The sequence below is a fragment of the Limimaricola variabilis genome (assembly GCF_034371605.1).
In the GTDB taxonomy this organism is placed as follows: domain Bacteria; phylum Pseudomonadota; class Alphaproteobacteria; order Rhodobacterales; family Rhodobacteraceae; genus Limimaricola; species Limimaricola variabilis.
This window is the reverse complement of sequence record NZ_CP139691.1, coordinates 1388968-1404906: the sequence shown is the minus strand read 5'-3', so window position 1 is coordinate 1404906 and position 15939 is coordinate 1388968. Positions and strand designations below refer to the sequence as shown.

The following is a 15939-nucleotide window of genomic DNA, read 5'->3' as shown; positions in this document are numbered from 1 at the left end:
CCATTCGAGGAGGGGCGAACCCTGATGGATCAGCGCCACCGGTGTTCCGGCTCACTGCCCTCGGTCGGTGCTGCGCTTCGAACGATCGACGTCATTCCATCGAACGCGAAGTCTAGGAGGTGCCATGTCCAGACTACGGAACAAGACCGCTCTGGTGACAGGGGGCGCGCGCGGGATCGGAGCCGCCATTGCTCGCGCCTTTCGCGACGAAGGTGCTGCCATGATCCTGACCGACATCGATGCCGATGCGGGCCAGGCGACGGCCGACCAGATCGGCGCGCGTTTCGCTCGGCTCGACGTATCCTCCGAAGCGGACTGGGACGCGGTGGCCGAACGCTTCCCCGCCCTCGACGTGCTGGTGAACAATGCGGGCATCACCGGTTTCGAAGGGCCGTTCGATGGCCCGCCGCCCGCGCACGACCCCGAGAATGCGAGTCTCGCCGACTGGCGCGCGGTGCACGCGGTCAACAATGACGGCACCTTCCTCGGCTGCCGCTATGCCATTCGTGCGATGCGGGCGAAGGGGGCGGGCTCCATCATCAACATCTCGTCGCGCTCCGGCCTCGTGGGGATCCCGATGGCGGCAGCCTACGCGGCGTCGAAGGCCGCGATCCGCAACCACACGAAGTCTGTCGCGCTCTACTGCGCGGGCCAGGGCCTCGCGATCCGCTGCAACTCGATCCACCCGGCGGCGATCATGACGCCGATGTGGGAGCCGATGCTGGGCGATGGCCCGGACCGCGCCGAACGGGAGGCCGCGATGGTCGCCGACACGCCATTGCGGCGGTTCGGTGAGGCGGAGGAGGTCGCCGCGTTGGCCGTCATGCTCGCTTCGGACGAGGTCACCTACATGACCGGGGCGGAGCTGACGATCGACGGTGGTATCCTCGCAGGACCGGCCGCCACGCCGGGCGACTGAGGCGAGACCTTCGCTGGCACGCATGCACCCGCTGCATTGGTAAGTCTGCTTCGTCTGAAGTGATGCTCAAGCCCGGAGATGCAGGCAGCCGCGCACCTAGTGCCTCGTGCCCTTGGCCCTCAGCGATCCAGATCCATCGCGGCGACTGTCGCGACGAGCTTGGACTGATCCACCGCGATCAACCCGCGGCGCGGCCGGTCCAGATCCATGATCAGGAAGACCAGGACGACGATCAGGATCATCATCGCATAGACGGGGACGCCGGGCCGGATGTTCGAGATCCAAGTGGAATAGCCGACCACGCCGCCGAGAAGGATGAAGGTTCCGAACAGCAGTATCAGGACCAGCTCCGGGACGTGACGGTCGATGGCCGCGTCTCTCGTGGCCAGCGCGTCGATCATGTCGTTCAGGCTGGCAGCGAAGCTCATCGCCACCGGGTTGCCCATCTCCCGCGCTTCGACTGCGGCCACGCGCCAGAGACGGCCGAACACCTCCTCCGCCTCGGCGAGCAGGTGGGCCCGTTCCTCCTGATCGGATGCGGCCACCGTCGCGGATTCGAGCCGGATGGCGCCATATTCCCGGAGCAGCGTCCGGGCCTCCTCGCGCCGCTCGTCGCCTATCAGATCGGTGCGCAGCCACGCGGTTCCGATGGCATTCGCCTCGAGAACCACTGCGGCGGATCTCTGATCGTAGCGCCCCAGCGACAGGGAAAAGGTGAAGCCTAGCAACAGCGCCAGAAGGCCGAGGAGCGAACCCTGAACGGCGTTCGCCTGGCTCTTGCTGTCTCCGTTCGCCGTCACATGGCGCCGTCTGCCGATCGCGCCGCCCAGCCACATGGAGGCAAGCATGGCGAGAGCCAGGATCAATGCGATCACATAGGAGGGGACGTCATACATCGCTCTGGCCCGATCAACCTCGCGCTTGGAGATCAGGCGCTCTCAGCGGTTGATACACATCGTCCCCCGTCACCGGCAAGATCCGGCCTGTTCACGCAGGGCGCCGTTCAAGTGTGAGCTGTAGTAGAGAATGTGGGGGACGCCCGTTTGGCCCTGCCAGGAGGACGAAAGCGAGACGCGGCCCGTGATCCGTCAGACCGGAAGCAAGAGCGCAACTCTCGCCTACTCGGCGGCGCAGATCGTATGTGCTTGAAATGATGTGGAGGCGGGTACCGGAATCGAACCGGTCTACACGGATTTGCAATCCGCTGCGTAACCTCTCCGCCAACCCGCCTCGGTGGCGGCTTCACTAGGCGCTGCGGCGCGGGTCGTCAAGCGGTTATCGGGGCGGATGAGGGGCAGGGCGGGGCGGCGCCGGCGCCGGCGCGCGCCAGGTGTGGCCGCCGCGGCACTGGATGGGGCGAAGCCGGGACCGCCGGGCGGCGGGAGCAGTTGCCGCCTGCCCGGGGTTGTGGCATCACGGTCATGGCGAAACTGAACGAAAGAGTCCGGTCCGTGGTTGATTATGCGACCCGCCGCGTCTTCATGGTCGACACCCAGGTGCGGCCCTCCGACGTGACGAAATTCCCGATCATCGACGCCATGCTCGATGTCCCGCGCGAGGCCTATGTGCCGGCGGGCCTGCGCGAGGCGGCCTATGTGGGCGAGAACCTGCCCCTGGGCGGCGACCGGGTGGTGCTCGAGCCCCGGACCCTGGCCAAGATGCTCGACGCGCTCGAGATCGATCCGCAGGACGCGGTACTCGATCTGGGCTGCGGGCTCGGCTATTCCACTGCGCTTCTCGCGCGGCTCGCGGGATTCGTGGCCGCCGTCGAGGATGACGAGGCGCGCGCCGCCGAGGCGCAGTCGATCCTGTCCGAGCACGGCGTCGATAACGCCGCGGTGATCTGCGCACCCTTGACCGAGGGCGCCCCCAAGAGCGGCCCCTACGACGTGATCATGATCGAGGGCGCCATCGAGCGCTTCCCCGATACGCTGGCCGATCAGCTGCGCGAGGGCGGCCGGGTCGCGGCAATCTTCGCGGAAGGTGCGCTCGGCGTTGTTCGTGTCGGCTACAAGATCGACGGCAGGATCTCCTGGCGTTTCGCATTCAATGCCGGGGCGCCGCTGTTGTCGGGCTTCGAGGCGGCGCAGGATTTCGTGCTGTAACATAGCGATTAAAGAAAAGGGGACGGGGCGGTATGCGGCGTTTGATTGGAAGCTTGGTTCTCGGCGCCGGTCTGGCCGCCGTGAGCCTCGGAGCGGCGCGGGCCGACACCTTGGCCAGCGCGCTGGCGCATGGCTACGAGCATAGCGGCCTGCTCGACCAGAACCGGGCACTGCTCCGCGCGGCCGACGAGGATGTCGCGCAGGCGCTGGCAACGCTGCGGCCTATCCTGAGCTGGTCGGCACAAACCGCGCTCTCCACCAGCAGCCAGCGGCGCGACAGCGCCTCGGGCGTTGTCGGTGTGGACAGCTTCGACGTCTCCTCGCAGGTTTCGCTGACCGCCTCGCTGCTGCTCTATGACGGCGGCCAGACCCGCTACGGCCTCGATTCGCAAAAGGCACTGGTGCTATCGACGCGCGAGCGGCTGCGCCAGATCGAGCAGCAGGTGCTGCAGCGGGTCGTCGAGGCCTATATGGAAGTGCGCCGCGCCGCCGCCTTCGTCGAACTGCGCCAGAACAACCTGCAGCTCATCACCCAGGAACTGCGCGCAGCCCAAGACCGGTTCGAGGTTGGCGAAATCACCCGTACCGACGTCTCGCTCGCCGAAGCGCAGCTCGCGTCGGCCCGCAGCCAGCTCGCCGCCGATGAGGGCCAGCTCGCCCAGGCGCGCGCCGAGTTCCGCGCCGCCGTCGGCCGCGCCCCCGGTCCGCTCGGGGCGGTTCCGGATGCCCGGATCCCCGGCAGCCTTGCCGAGGCGCAGGCGATCGCACGGCGCGAGCATCCCTCGATCCTCGAGGCCCAGCATTCCATCTCGGTGGCCGAGATCAACATCGCCGCGGCCGAGGCCGCCAAGCGGCCGACCGTGTCGCTCAGCGGCACCCTGACGGTCGATGACGAATTCGAGGACAGCCAGCAGATCGGCATCACGGCAAACCAGACGCTCTATTCTGGTGGCCGGATCGCCAGCCAGGTGCGCCAGGCCAAGGCCCGGCGTGACGCTGCCCGGGGCGCCCTGATCAACACCAGCCGTACCATCGACCGCAACGTCGAGAATGCCTATGCGCTGCTGGCCGTGGCGCGGGCCAGCATCGAAGCCTCGGGCCGCGAGGTTCGGGCGGCGCAGGTGGCCTTCGACGGCCTGCGCGAAGAGGCCCGCCTCGGGGCGCGGACCACGCTCGACGTGCTCAACGCGGAGCAGGACCTGCTCGACGCGCGCGCCACGCTTGCCTCGGCGCAGATCGACGAGACTCTGGCGACCTATGTCGTTCTGGCCTCGATCGGCCGGCTGACGGCGGAGCAGCTGGGGCTCGCGGTGCAGGTCTATGACCCGGTCGCGTATTACAACCTCGTGCGCAATGCGCCGTCGAGCACCTCCGAGCAGGGCAAGGCCCTCGACCGCGTGCTGGACGCCATCGGACGTTAATCCCGTAACGTCGGGATCGTTGCCGGAGGCGGCGGGCTTCGCTAGACTCCTGACGAGGCAAGCAGGGAAGATCATGTCGGATCCGGTCAAGAGCGTCGAAATCGAGGATGTGCTTTCCTCCATCCGCCGGCTTCTCGCCGATGGCGAGGCGCCGGGCGCCGGTAGCGGGGCGCGACCGCGCCCCGAAGCCGCTCCGGAGCAGGGGCGGGAACTGCCGTCGCGTGCCCGCGAAGAACGTCGCGAGGACGCCCCCCTCATGCTGACGCCGGCACTGCGCGTGGCGGGGCGCTCGGAGGCGGGCGCACGGCCCGCGCCGACGCCTTTTCCCGGCCCATCGCAATCCCAGCCCGAAGTCGAGGACGACGATCAGGATTTCGAGCCAACCGGCATTGCCGCGGAGCCGCAGCCGGCCCCCGCGCCGCGTCCCAAGCTGAAGGAAACGATCGCCGAACTCGAATCGGCCGTCACCCATCAGGACGATGAATGGGAGCCCGATGGCAGCGAGCCGGCGCCGGTCATGGACTGGTCGAACGCCCGCGCCGAGGATGCGCCCTTCCTGAGCCGCCGTCACCCGGCGCGCCCGGCACCGAAAGTCGCGCTGCCGCCCAAGGCGCTCGAGCCCGTGGCCGAAACGCCTGCCGTTCGGGAGCCGGCGCCCGTCGTCGCATCGGCGCCAGAGCCGCAAACCACCGCCGCCCCGGCCGATGAGATGCCCCAGATCGACGAGGATCTCCTGCGCGACATGATCCGCGACGTGCTGCGCGAGGAGTTGCGCGGTCCGCTCGGCGATCGCATCACCGGCAACCTGCGCAAGCTGGTGCGTCGGGAAATCTTCCGCGCGCTGGCCAGTGGCGAGTTCGACTGAGCCTCAGACCGGCTCGGCGAGGGCGAGCAGGCGATCGATGTCGAAATGGCGCTCCAAATGCGCGGCCAGCGCATCGAGCGCCGTTTCCACGCCGGCTTCGTAGCTCGCACCCGAGGCGCGCCCGCCTAGTTCCGTGAGGAAGGCCGCGCGGAACGCGTCGTCGGAAAACAGGCCGTGCAGGTAGCAGCCGCGCACCCGTCCATCCGCGCTCGCTGCCCCCTCGGGTCGGCCGTCGATCTCGATCCAGGCCCGGGCCGCATGATCCGGGCCTGCGGTTTCGCCGATATGGATCTCGTAGCCGTCGATCGCGCCGCCGTCGCGCAGGCGGCCCCGCACCAGCCCCAGCCGCTTTTCCGGGCGCATCACGGTTTCGACGTCGAGCAGGCCCAGCCCCTCTACGCTGCCGGGTGCGCCCTCGATGCCCTCCGGGTCGGCAATGCTGCGCCCCAGCATCTGGTAGCCGCCGCAGATGCCCAGGACCCGGCCGCCGCGCCGCACATGCGCCTTCAGATCGATGTCCCAACCCTCGGCGCGGAAGGCGGCGAGATCGGCGATGGTGGATTTGGAGCCGGGGATCAGCACGAGATCCGCGTCGCCGGGCAGGGGGCGGCCAGGTGCGATCATCTCGACGCTGACATCGGGCTCGGCCGAGAGCGGGTCGAGATCGTCGAAATTGGCGATCCGGTTCAACCGGGGCACCGCGATCTTCACCGGCCCGCCGGGACGCGAGACGATCTCGGCCGCGTCCTCGGCCGGCAGTCGCCAGGCCTCCGCGAAATGCGGCACGATCCCGAGCGGCGCCCACCCCGTGCGGGCGGCGATGAACGCCATGCCGTCGGCGAAGAGGGACGAGTCGCCGCGAAACTTGTTGACCGCGAAGCCGCGGATCAGACACGCGTCATCGGCGTTGAGGACCGCATGGCTGCCCACCAGCTGGGCAATCACGCCACCTCGGTCGATGTCCCCTATCAGCACGACCGGCACGCCCGCCGCCCGGGCAAAGCCCATATTGGCTATATCGCCTGCCCGCAGGTTCACCTCGGCCGGGCTGCCGGCCCCTTCGACGATCAGCAGGTCATGCGCCGCCGCGAGTCTATGGAAGCTTTCGAGCACCCGCGGCAGCAGCCGGGGTTTGAGCGCGGCATAATCGCGCGCCCGTGCGGTGGTCAGGCGCTTGCCCTGCACCACGACCTGGGCACCGGTCTCGCTCTCGGGTTTCAGGAGAACGGGGTTCATGTCGACCAGAGGGGCAATGCCGGCAGCGCGGGCCTGCAGGGCCTGGGCCCGGCCGATCTCGCCGCCATCGAGGGTGACGGCGGCGTTGTTCGACATGTTCTGAGGCTTGAAGGGCGCGACCGAGAGCCCGCGCCGTCGCGCGGCCCGCGCCAGCCCGGCCACGATCAGCGATTTGCCGACATTCGAGCCGGTGCCCTGGATCATGATCGCCCGCCCCATCGCGTGCTCCCTCGTTGCCTGCGCCGCAGGTACAGGGGCAGATGAGCGGGGAAAAGGCCAAGAAAAAACGCGGCGTCCCGAAGGAGCCGCGCTTTTTTCTCTCAAGCTGGCGCGCGGATCAGGCGGCGCGGGATTCCAGCTCGGCAGCGTGACGACGCTCGCTCTCTTCGCGCGACAGGGCGACCGAGGTACGCACGCCTTTGCCGACGAATTCCATCAGACCAGCGACGACGCGCTCGTTGGGGTCGATACCGGCGCAGGACAGCACTTCGCGGCCATCACGCGACCGGGCCCAGCGGGCGATCTGCTCGGGGCCATTGCCATATTTCTTGTCGTCGGCGATGGCGTCATCCAGAGCGGCAAGGACGACGGCCGCGAAGAGCTTGCGGGCGCGGTTGCCCTGCTCGTTGTTGTAGGCGGTGCCGTCAACGAAATCCTTCATCATGCTTCCTTACGTTCTTTTTGCTCTTGTCGCCAATGCGTCCCGGTGACTTATCGAATTTGCTACCGATTCGATGCGCCCTAAACGGAATGGCAGCCATGCGTATGGTGCATGGCTCGTCGCTCAAGCCCCTGCGCCGTCGGCTCAGCTTGCCTTGCAGCGACCCGCGAGATATAGGCGGAGGCCAATTGCGATCAACCCATCGCCCCAATTCCGTCACATGGACCGACATGCCCAAGATCAACGGTAACGAAATCCGCCCCGGCAATATCCTCGAGCATAACGGTGGCCTGTGGGCTGCCGTGAAGGTCGATCACGTGAAGCCCGGTAAGGGCGGTGCCTTCGCCCAGGTCGAGCTGAAGAACCTGCGCAACGGCTCCAAGCTCAACGAGCGCTTCCGCTCTGCCGACAAGGTCGAGCGCGTGCGTCTCGAGCAGAAGGACCAGCAGTTCCTGTTCGAAACCGACGGCATGCTGACCTTCATGGACAGCGAAACCTTCGACCAGATCGCGCTGCCGGCCGAACTGCTCGGCGAACGTCGCCCGTTCCTGCAGGACGGCATGACCGTGCATATCGAGTATTTCGGCGAGGAGGCGCTCAACGTCTCGCTGCCGCAGAAGGTGACCTGCAAGGTAGTGGAGACCGAGCCGGTCGTGAAGGGCCAGACCGCGGCCAACAGCTTCAAGCCGGCGCTTCTCGACAATGGGGTGCGGGTGATGGTGCCGCCCTTCGTCGCTCAGGACGAAGACATCATCGTCAACACCGAGACCATGGAATATTCCGAGCGCGCCTGACCCCTTGCCCTTGCGGCAGGGATCTCCAGACTGCGCCCGAACGGGGCGGCCCTTCCCGGGCCGCCCCTTCTTATTGGCGAGGTGCGGCGATGATCGGCAATGACGAACTGGCGGAGATCCTGAAGGCGGCGGCTCGGGCGGAGATCCTGCCGCGTTTCCGCCGGCTGGATGCCGACGCGATTGCTACCAAGAGCCGCCCCGACGATCTCGTCACCGAGGCCGATACCGCCGCCGAGGCCCGGATCACGGAGGCGTTGCGCGCGCGGCTCCCGGAGGCGCTGATCCTCGGCGAGGAGGCGGTGGCCGGGAACCCTGCCTTGCTGGATGGGCTGGGCGAGGCGGAGGTGGCGGCGATCATCGATCCGGTCGACGGGACCTGGAACTTCGCGCGCGGTCTCGCGCTGTTCGGCACGATCCTGGCCCTCGGTGCCCGTGGCCGTGTCACCCATGGCATTCTCTACGATCCGTTGCTCGACGACCGGGTCGAGGCGCACGAAGACGGGCCCTGCGAGATGGTGACGGCGGACGGTGCGCGCCGACGGCTGACGACCTCGTCCGAAACCGACCTGTCGCTGATGACCGCCTATCTGCCCCTGTCGTTGCTGCCGGGCGAAAAGCAGGCCGCCATGGCCGCCACATTCCCAAGCTTCGGGCGCGCCATGGGGTTGCGTTGCGCCTGCCACGAGTACCGGCTGATCGCCCAGGGCCACGCTGAGATCGCCTTGGCGGCGGTGCTCAACCCCTGGGACCACGCCGCCGGAGCGCTCGCGGTGACGCGGGCAGGTGGCGTGGCGCGGATGCTGGATGGGCGCGACTACCATCTCGGGCTGGCGCCGGATGCGGGCTACCTGCTGACGGCGGCGAACGAGGCGGCTTGGGACGCTGCGGCCAAGCGGATCGGCCCTGCGCTGCTCTAGTCCAGCCGTATCACGCGGGCTTCGCCTGCGCGCATCTCGCCCTCGGCCCAGTCGAAGCGCAGCCATGCGATGGCCTGATCCCCGGCACGGCTGTGCAGGGTGCCCGCGGGTCGCTCACCCGCCACGATCTCGGCACCCGGATCGGCGGCGCCCTCGACCGCGACGCGGGCAAATCCCTTGCGCAGTTCGGTCTTGTGCTTCATCCGCGCCGTGACCTCTTGGCCGACATAGCAGCCCTTGCGGAAATCGACGCCGTTCAGGCGTTCGAACCCGGCTTCAAGGACATAGCTCTCGGGGCCCAGCTCGCTGCCCCATTCGGGGATCAGGTGCTCGACCCGGATCGCGGCCCAGTCACTGCCGTCATCGCCCTCAGCTGCGCCATAGAGCCGCCAGCCGAGCGCGGGATGGCGCGGGTCGGGCAGGGCGCCCTCCGGGGCGGGTCCGGTGCCGCGCGAGACCTTCACATCGGCTTCGGCCAAAGCCACGTCGGCGCGCAACTTGTACATCGAGAGCCGTTGGAACAGCTGCGGCGCCACGTCGGCGGCGACGTCGATCAGGATGCGGTCTGGCTCTCCCTTGAGGAAGAAGTCCGCGATCAGTTTGCCCTGCGGCGTCAGCAGCGCGGCATAGGCGAGGCCGTCCTTCGCACGGGCGATGTCGTTGGTGACGAGCCCCTGCAGGAACTCCTCTCGGTCGGCGCCGGTGACGGCGATGATGCTGCGATCCTGTGTCATGAGGTCCTACATAGGCGTGACAAAGGGCGGCGTCAGCCCGTCTCGGCGTCGCGGAACTGCAGGGCGTGCAGATCGGCATAGAGGCCACCGCGCGCGAGCAGCTCGCCATGCGTGCCCTGGTCGACCACGCGGCCATGATCCATGACCACGATGCTGTCGGCACCCTGCACGGTCGAAAGCCGATGTGCGATCACCAGCGTCGTGCGCCCCTCGGACAGCCGCTCCAGTGCCTGCTGTACCACGGCCTCGGATTTTGTGTCGAGCGCGCTGGTCGCCTCGTCCAGCAGCAGCACCGGCGTGTCCCGCAGCAAGGCGCGGGCGATGGCGACGCGCTGTCGTTGCCCGCCCGAGAGCGCCGAGCCACGGGGGCCTGCGGGGCTGTCGAGGCCGTTGGAGAGCCGTGGCAGGAAATCCGAGACATGCGCGGCGTCGAGCACCTCCTTCAGCCGCGCATCGCTGACATCGGTGCGCCCCAGCAGGATGTTGTCACGGATCGTCTCGTCGAAAAGCAGCGCGTCCTGCGTGACGACCGAGATCAATCCGCGTAGTTCCTCCAGCTTCAACGCGCGGGTCGGCACGCCACCGATGGTGATCTCGCCCGATTGGGGATCGACGAGGCGCGCCAGCAGGTTGAACACCGTGCTCTTTCCCGCGCCCGAGGCGCCGACCAGCGCGGTGGTGCGGCCCGCCAGCGCGGTGAAGCTCGCGCCGCGCAGCACCGGCAGATCGCCGTAGGAGAGCTGCACGTCCTCCAGCCGGATCTCCGGCGCACCGTTGGGGGCGGGGCTCGGCTTGGCCGGCGAGACAAGGCTGGGGCGCGCGTCGAAGATGGCGCGCATCCGCTCGAGGCTGGCCGCCGCCGTCTGCCACTGACCCGAGATGTTGCCCAGCCGGCGCAGCGGTTCGAAGGCGAGAGACATGGCGGTGAAGAACGCCATGAACTGGCCCACCGACTTGTCACCGGCGATGATCTCGGCGCCGCCGTAGAACAGCACCCCGAGAAAGCCGAGACCGGTCATTATGTCGATCATCGACGGGATGGCGGCCTGACCCGAGGAGGAGCGGATCTCGGCGCTTACCCGTTGACGGATCAGCTTGCCGTAGCGCGCCGACTGGTAGTCCTCCAGCCCGTTGAGTTTGATCGGCGCAATGTTGTGGAACACCTCGTCGAGCCGTGTCGACATGCGGGCGGCGATCTCGCGCGAGGCGCGCGAGCGGCGGCGCACGTATTTCTGCGCGATCAGCGAGGGCAGAACCAGCAGCGGGATGCCGATCAGCGCCACCAGCGTCCAGCGCCAGTCGACAGAGATCGCCACGGCAAACAGCGCGATCACCGAAGTCAGGTCGCGCCCGGCGCCGGTGACGAGGCCGGCCCAGATCTGATTGATCGCCGTGACGTCGCCCTGCACCCGTTCGATCAGGTAGCCCGGCGGATGCGCCTGGTGCCAGCCGCCATCGAGCCGCATCAGATGCGCCAGCAGGTCGCCGCGCAGATCGGCCGCGCTGCGCTCGCGGATCGTGGTCATCAGCACCCGCTGGCCGAGCGAGGTCACGGCGCGCACGATGAAGATGCCCATCACCACCACGCCGACGATCCACAGCGCCTCGGTGCGGCCGGCGACGAAGACCTCGTCGAACATCGGCTTCATCATCGAGGCGAAGAGCCCGAGCGAGCCGCCCTCGATCGCCATCAGCACCATCGCCACCAGCAGCCAGCGCCAGTGCCTGCGCAGGTAGCTGCGCCAGAGCCAGAGGAACAGGCCGCGCCGATCGGCCCGCAGATCGCCGGTTTCCGCCGGGGCGGGGCTGCGCAGGGTTGCGGTCACTGTCCCACCCGCCCTTCGTCGAAGCCACGCTGGGCGGCATCGGCGTCGTACTCGGTGGAGATCCACTCCTCGATGCCGATCGGGCCGCGCTCGAGCCGGGCGGCGTAGAGATCGAGGATGTGATCGAGGATGCCCGTGCGCGAGCGCCGGAAATGCAGGAAGCGCGGGTGCAGCTGCCGCCGTGCCTCCTCAATCGAACGCCCCTCGGCCAGCAGGTGCAGCGCCGAGGCGAAGCCGGCGCGGTCGGCGCCGGACTTGCAATGCATGACCACGGGGCGCTCGGCTTCGCGCAGCAATGCGAAGAGCCGCAGGATCTGGTCGCGCGGCGCAGCGCGGCGCGCCGAAAGCTGGGTCGAAACCAGCCGGAGCCCGAGCGCATGGCAGCTCTCGGCCTCGAACAGGTAGCGCGGATGCCCGCCCTCGCCGCGCAGGTTGATGACGGTGCGGACACCGATCCTGGCCATCTTTTCGAACCGGCCATGGGTCGGCTGGTTGGACCGGAACACGCCGGGCGTCACGAGGTGGAAGTTGGTCCACCAGTAGCGCAGGATCGCATGGTCGAGGATCAGGTAGCTTGCAAGTGCGCGCCGCCGCGCGCCGGCATCACCCAGATGATGGTGCCGCCCGGTGCGGGCGCGCCTTTCCCAGGCCTTCAGCTTCTGCAGAACCGTCATTGCCCATTCCATCGCACGCATCCGGCCTTGCATAAGCATCCCGGCCCCCCCTCGCAAGGCGCGAGGATTTGACGGGATCGCCTCGGCGGCCTAGGGCAAGACGACAGGCTGGAGGCGCGGGCATGGATGATCTGGACGTCGAGGTGATCGACAAGGTGCGGCTGTGGCCCAGCCATGCAAGCGTCGACGGGCACCTGCGGCGGGTGAAGTGGGGTGCCTGGGCAGTCTATCTGCCGGGGTCCCAGCTCAAGCTGATGCATGCGGTGGCCGGGCGTCAGCATTGCATCTACTACAAGGCACCCCGACGTGAGGAAGTGCTTGGCGGGTTCGATAAACGGCCGAGCGCCCCGGACTGGGCGCGCGCCTTTGAGACGCCGGTGCTGCGCCGGGTGGCCGAGAACTGGGTGATGTTCGCGCGGCTGCATGCCGCCGGCCTCGGCCCGGAGCCGATGGGGCTCGTCGCGGTGCGCGACTATCGCAGCTTCTTCTCGCGCGGACGGGGGATCACCGCCGGGCTCAGGCTCGCGGATCTCACGAAGTATCCGGAGAAGGCGCCCTGCACCGAGGAGGAGCTGCGCGCCGCCGGTATCCTGCCCGATCGCAGCCGCGCTTCACTGCGCGAGCAGATCCGCGGCTATGTCAGCGATCTCAACAACCTGCATGGCGCGATGCCGGAGGATGGCGCGGCCGAGGTCGCACGGGTGGAGGCGGCGCTGGCGCGCGCTCTAGGGCGCTGAAGCCCCGTTGACGGCGGCGCCGGGCAGGGCGAGGCTGCGCGCGAACCACCGCTCCGAAGGCCCCTCGCATGACGCTCTCCCACGGTCGCCCCTATCTCGCCATTCCCGGCCCGTCGGTCATGCCCGACCGGGTGCTCGCCGCCATGCAGCGCCCGGCGCCCAACATCTATACCGGTGCGCTGCACGAGATGACCGAGACGCTGTTTCCCGATCTCCGGCGGGTGGCGGGCACGGCGCATCACGCGGCGATCTACATCTCCAACGGCCACGGCGTCTGGGAGGCCGCGCTTCTCAACCTGCTGGCGCGCGGCGACCGGGTGCTGGCGCTGGTCACGGGCCATTTCGGACGAACCTTCGCGGCCACCGCGCGGGCGCTCGGCGCCGAGGTCGAGCTGATCGAAACCGACGGGGCAGGTCCGGTCGATCCGGCGCGGCTGGAGGACCGGCTCAGATCCGATCCGGGTCACGAGATCCGTGCCGTGATCGCCTGCCATGTGGACACCGCATCGACGGCCCGGGCCGACATGGCGGCATATCGCACGGCGATCGATGCCTGCGGGCACCCGGCGGTCCTGGTCGCCGACTGCATCGCCTCGATGGGCTGCGACCGTTTCGAAATGGACGCGATGGGCGTCGATGTGGCGATCACCGCCAGCCAGAAGGGGCTGATGACGCCGCCGGGCCTCGGTTTTCTCTTCTTCAACGAGCGCGCCGCTGAAGCGCGCAAGCGAGCCGACATGGTGACGCCCTATTGGGACTGGACGCCGCGCGCGACGCCCGATCTCTACTACCAGTACTTCGCAGGCACCGCGCCGACGCATCACCTCTACGCGCTGCGCGCCGCGCTCGACCTGATCGTCGAAGAGGGCTTGGAGAATATTTGGCAGCGCCACGCCCGGCTCGCCGAAGCGATCTGGGCGGCGGTGGCGCAATGGGGACGCGAGGGCGAGATGCGGCTCGGCGTCCGGGTGGCAGGGGAACGCAGCCATGCCGTCACCTCGATCCATCTCGGAGCCCCCGATGCAGACAGGCTACGGGCCTGGTGCGAGGCAGAGACGGGGGTGACCTTCGGGATCGGGTTGGGACGGACCCCGCCCGAGGGTTGGTTCCGGATCGGCCATATGGGCCACGTGAACGCGCATATGGTGCTGGGCGCGCTGGGCGTGATCGAGGCGGGGCTCGCCGCCTTGGCGATCCCGCATGCAAGCGGCGGTGTGACGGCGGCGGCCAGAGCGCTGGCCGCCGCCTGAGGTGTCAGTCGTTGGCGGCGCGGTCCGGGGTACCGGGCTTCGCCGGCTGTTCCGGGCGATCCGTCTTGGCGGTCTCGTCCTTTGCCGAGCCAGCGGCCGGCTGCGGCGTGCCAGCCTGTTCCGTCTTCGCTTGAGGGGCAGGCGTGCTCGCCACAAGGGTGGGCTTCGACGGTGCGGGTTTGGGCGCCTCCTGCGGAGCCGGTGCCGGGGGAGTCGTTTGAGCCTTCGGCTCGGGCGTCGCCTGAACGGCTTTGGGCGCTTCCTTCGGCGCCTGGGGCGCCGGCGCGGCCTTCACCTCGGCCGCGGGCTTCGGCGCGGCGGGCTTGGGTGCCTGCTGCGGAGGAGTCGGCTGGGTCGTGGCCTTGGTCTTGGTCTTGGGCGCGGGTTTCACCGGGGCGGGCTTGGCCGCTTTCTTGAGCTTGGCGGTCGCTGCCGGCTTCGCCGCCTGCGGCTTGGCCGGCGCATCGGAATTGGCGTCGATGAAGCCGAGCACCAAGGGCCGGATGTTGTTGCGCCAGCTCGACCCGGCGAAAATGCCGTAATGCCCCGCGCCGGGCTCGAGATGCGCGGCCTTCTTGGCGTCGGGCAGACCGGTCAGCAGGTCCAGCGCGGCGAGACACTGGCCCGGCGCCGAAATATCGTCCTTCTCGCCTTCGACGATCTTCACCGCGACGGTGGTGATCTTGCCGAAATCGAGTTGGCGACCATCGACGGTAAAGACGTTGCGGGCGATCTCGCGCGTCTTGAAGATCCGCTCCACGGTCGAGAGATAGAACTCGGCCGTCATGTCCATCACGGCGAGGTATTCGTCGTAGAACTGGTTGTGCTTGTCGTGCTCGGAGGCTTTCCCCTGCGCGGCGCGGAAGATCTGGTCGGTGAAGGCCTGGGCGTGAGTCGACGCGTTCATCGCGATGAAGGAGGCGAGCTGCAGCAGCCCCGGATAGACCTGCCGGCCGACGCCCCGGTATTTGAAGCCGACGCGCTGGATCATCGAATGCTCGAGCTGGCCCATGGTCACGCGGCTGCCGAAATCGGTGACGTCGGTGGCCGCGGCGTCGGGATCGACCGGACCACCGATCAGGGTGAGCGAGCGCGGCTGCGCCGCCGCGTCATCCTCGGCCAGCATCGCGGTCGCCGCGAGCGTCAGCGGCACCGGCTGGCACACCGCGATGACATGCAGGTCCGGGCCCAGATGCCGCATGAAGTCGGCGACGTATTTGGTGTAGTCCTCGACGTCGAACTTGCCCTTGCTGACGGGAATGTCGCGGGCGTTGTGCCAGTCGGTGATGTGGACGTCGCAATCGGGCAGGAGGCTGATCACCGTCTTGCGCAGCAGGGTCGCGTAGTGCCCCGACATCGGAGCAACCAGGAGAACCCGCCGCTTCGGCGATTTTCTGCCGGGCGTTGTAAAGCGGATCAGGTCGCCGAAGGGACGCTTCACCAGCGTCTCGACCTTGACGATGTGGTCCTTGCCGTCGGGGCCGGTGATCGAGGGGATACCCCAGTCAGGCTTGACCACCATGCGCTCGAAGCTGCGCTCGGTCACCTCGCCCCAGGCCTTCAGCATCTGCATGCCGGGGTGGTTGGTCATCGCCATCGCCGGGTAGTCACCCAGGGCCCGCGCGGTCGCGCCAAGCCACTGGTTGGTATTGCGCATGCTTTCCATCAGGTCGTAGGTCGGCATATACTTCATTTGACTGCTCCAGGCAGGGTTCCGGGGTTCGCAGGGGCCTCCCCCGCCTCGGCTGCACACGGGTCCGACCCTCCCGTCAGGTCGTATGCTGCGGCTGCAAAATAGGG

At 68.3% G+C, this 15939-nt stretch carries 14 protein-coding genes, 1 tRNA gene and 1 pseudogene; 8 read left to right on the top strand and 8 right to left on the bottom strand.

The window, feature by feature from the left end; genetic code table 11:
- The first annotated feature begins 124 nt into the window (after positions 1-124).
- On the top strand, positions 125-919 hold the full coding sequence (locus T8T21_RS06890) for an SDR family oxidoreductase (RefSeq protein WP_322337310.1): 795 nt from the start codon (positions 125-127) through the stop codon (positions 917-919).
- A gap of 119 nt (positions 920-1038) precedes the next feature.
- Here T8T21_RS06890 and T8T21_RS06885 read toward each other — a convergent pair whose 3' ends face one another.
- On the bottom strand, positions 1039-1755 hold the full coding sequence (locus tag T8T21_RS06885; protein WP_322337309.1) for a bestrophin-like domain: 717 nt from the start codon (positions 1753-1755) through the stop codon (positions 1039-1041).
- 320 nt (positions 1756-2075) lie between these two features.
- Positions 2076-2149, bottom strand: a tRNA-Cys gene (locus T8T21_RS06880).
- A 221-nt stretch (positions 2150-2370) separates the two neighbouring features.
- Between T8T21_RS06880 and T8T21_RS06875 the strand changes: the two genes are divergently transcribed.
- From T8T21_RS06875 to T8T21_RS06865, 3 genes are read left to right on the top strand one after another with little or no spacing between them, the layout of a single operon-like run.
- Positions 2371-3024 carry a protein-L-isoaspartate O-methyltransferase family protein gene (locus T8T21_RS06875; protein ID WP_322337308.1) on the top strand — a complete coding sequence of 218 codons (654 nt, stop codon included), beginning with the start codon at positions 2371-2373 and terminating at the stop codon, positions 3022-3024.
- Between the two features lie 32 nt (positions 3025-3056).
- Positions 3057-4445 carry a TolC family outer membrane protein gene (locus T8T21_RS06870; RefSeq protein ID WP_322337307.1) on the top strand — a complete coding sequence of 463 codons (1389 nt, stop codon included), beginning with the start codon at positions 3057-3059 and terminating at the stop codon, positions 4443-4445.
- A 19-nt stretch (positions 4446-4464) separates the two neighbouring features.
- The gene (locus T8T21_RS06865) at positions 4465-5310 is read left to right on the top strand and encodes a hypothetical protein (RefSeq protein WP_322337306.1); all 846 of its coding nucleotides are present in this window, start codon (positions 4465-4467) and stop codon (positions 5308-5310) included.
- Positions 5311-5313: 3 nt separating this feature from the next.
- On the opposite strand, the gene T8T21_RS06860 is transcribed toward T8T21_RS06865, so the two are convergent.
- Complete coding sequence (locus T8T21_RS06860) at positions 5314-6765, bottom strand: cobyric acid synthase (protein ID WP_322337305.1); 1452 nt, start codon at positions 6763-6765, stop codon at positions 5314-5316.
- Positions 6766-6883: 118 nt separating this feature from the next.
- On the bottom strand, positions 6884-7207 hold the full coding sequence (locus tag T8T21_RS06855; protein ID WP_026147324.1) for a DUF6280 family protein: 324 nt from the start codon (positions 7205-7207) through the stop codon (positions 6884-6886).
- Positions 7208-7437: 230 nt separating this feature from the next.
- Between T8T21_RS06855 and efp the strand changes: the two genes are divergently transcribed.
- Together efp and T8T21_RS06845 are read left to right on the top strand one after the other, a co-directional pair.
- Positions 7438-8001 (top strand): elongation factor P, encoded by a 564-nt coding sequence (efp, locus tag T8T21_RS06850; RefSeq protein WP_183474104.1) that lies wholly within the window; start codon positions 7438-7440, stop codon positions 7999-8001.
- 89 nt (positions 8002-8090) lie between these two features.
- Positions 8091-8918, top strand: a complete 828-nt coding sequence (locus T8T21_RS06845) for an inositol monophosphatase family protein (RefSeq protein WP_322337304.1) — start codon at positions 8091-8093, stop codon at positions 8916-8918.
- Here T8T21_RS06845 and ygfZ read toward each other — a convergent pair.
- The 3 genes from ygfZ to T8T21_RS06830 are packed head-to-tail and all read right to left on the bottom strand — an operon-like array spanning position 8915 to position 12152.
- Positions 8915-9652, bottom strand: a complete 738-nt coding sequence (ygfZ, locus tag T8T21_RS06840) for a CAF17-like 4Fe-4S cluster assembly/insertion protein YgfZ (protein WP_322337303.1) — start codon at positions 9650-9652, stop codon at positions 8915-8917. The genes T8T21_RS06845 and ygfZ overlap by 4 nt on opposite strands.
- A gap of 32 nt (positions 9653-9684) precedes the next feature.
- Positions 9685-11478, bottom strand: a complete 1794-nt coding sequence (locus T8T21_RS06835; protein WP_322337302.1) for an ABC transporter ATP-binding protein — start codon at positions 11476-11478, stop codon at positions 9685-9687.
- Complete coding sequence (locus T8T21_RS06830) at positions 11475-12152, bottom strand: tyrosine-protein phosphatase (RefSeq protein WP_322337301.1); 678 nt, start codon at positions 12150-12152, stop codon at positions 11475-11477. The genes T8T21_RS06835 and T8T21_RS06830 overlap by 4 nt, the downstream gene beginning before the upstream one ends.
- A gap of 122 nt (positions 12153-12274) precedes the next feature.
- On the opposite strand from T8T21_RS06830, the gene T8T21_RS06825 reads away from it, so the two are divergent.
- Positions 12275-12889, top strand: coding sequence for a hypothetical protein (locus tag T8T21_RS06825; protein WP_322337300.1), 615 nt, complete (start codon positions 12275-12277; stop codon positions 12887-12889).
- Between the two features lie 68 nt (positions 12890-12957).
- Positions 12958-14139 carry a pyridoxal-phosphate-dependent aminotransferase family protein gene (locus T8T21_RS06820; protein ID WP_322337299.1) on the top strand — a complete coding sequence of 394 codons (1182 nt, stop codon included), beginning with the start codon at positions 12958-12960 and terminating at the stop codon, positions 14137-14139.
- Between the two features lie 427 nt (positions 14140-14566).
- Here T8T21_RS06820 and phaZ read toward each other — a convergent pair.
- Positions 14567-15832 (bottom strand): annotated as a pseudogene (phaZ, locus tag T8T21_RS06815) (polyhydroxyalkanoate depolymerase); the annotation flags it as partial.
- Between the last annotated feature and the right edge of the window lie 107 nt (positions 15833-15939).

Bases quoted from the DNA above. Each gene is read 5' to 3' on its own strand.
- T8T21_RS06890 (WP_322337310.1), top strand. From the start codon at position 125: ATGTCCAGACTACGGAACAAGACCGCTCTGGTGACAGGGGGCGCGCGC.
- T8T21_RS06885 (WP_322337309.1), bottom strand. From the start codon at position 1,755: ATGTGGCTGGGCGGCGCGATCGGCAGACGGCGCCATGTGACGGCGAAC.
- T8T21_RS06870 (WP_322337307.1), top strand. From the start codon at position 3,057: ATGCGGCGTTTGATTGGAAGCTTGGTTCTCGGCGCCGGTCTGGCCGCC.
- T8T21_RS06860 (WP_322337305.1), bottom strand. From the start codon at position 6,765: ATGGGGCGGGCGATCATGATCCAGGGCACCGGCTCGAATGTCGGCAAA.
- T8T21_RS06855 (WP_026147324.1), bottom strand. From the start codon at position 7,207: ATGAAGGATTTCGTTGACGGCACCGCCTACAACAACGAGCAGGGCAAC.
- efp (WP_183474104.1), top strand. From the start codon at position 7,438: ATGCCCAAGATCAACGGTAACGAAATCCGCCCCGGCAATATCCTCGAG.
- T8T21_RS06845 (WP_322337304.1), top strand. From the start codon at position 8,091: ATGATCGGCAATGACGAACTGGCGGAGATCCTGAAGGCGGCGGCTCGG.
- ygfZ (WP_322337303.1), bottom strand. From the start codon at position 9,652: ATGACACAGGATCGCAGCATCATCGCCGTCACCGGCGCCGACCGAGAG.
- T8T21_RS06830 (WP_322337301.1), bottom strand. From the start codon at position 12,152: ATGACGGTTCTGCAGAAGCTGAAGGCCTGGGAAAGGCGCGCCCGCACC.
- T8T21_RS06825 (WP_322337300.1), top strand. From the start codon at position 12,275: ATGGATGATCTGGACGTCGAGGTGATCGACAAGGTGCGGCTGTGGCCC.
- T8T21_RS06820 (WP_322337299.1), top strand. From the start codon at position 12,958: ATGACGCTCTCCCACGGTCGCCCCTATCTCGCCATTCCCGGCCCGTCG.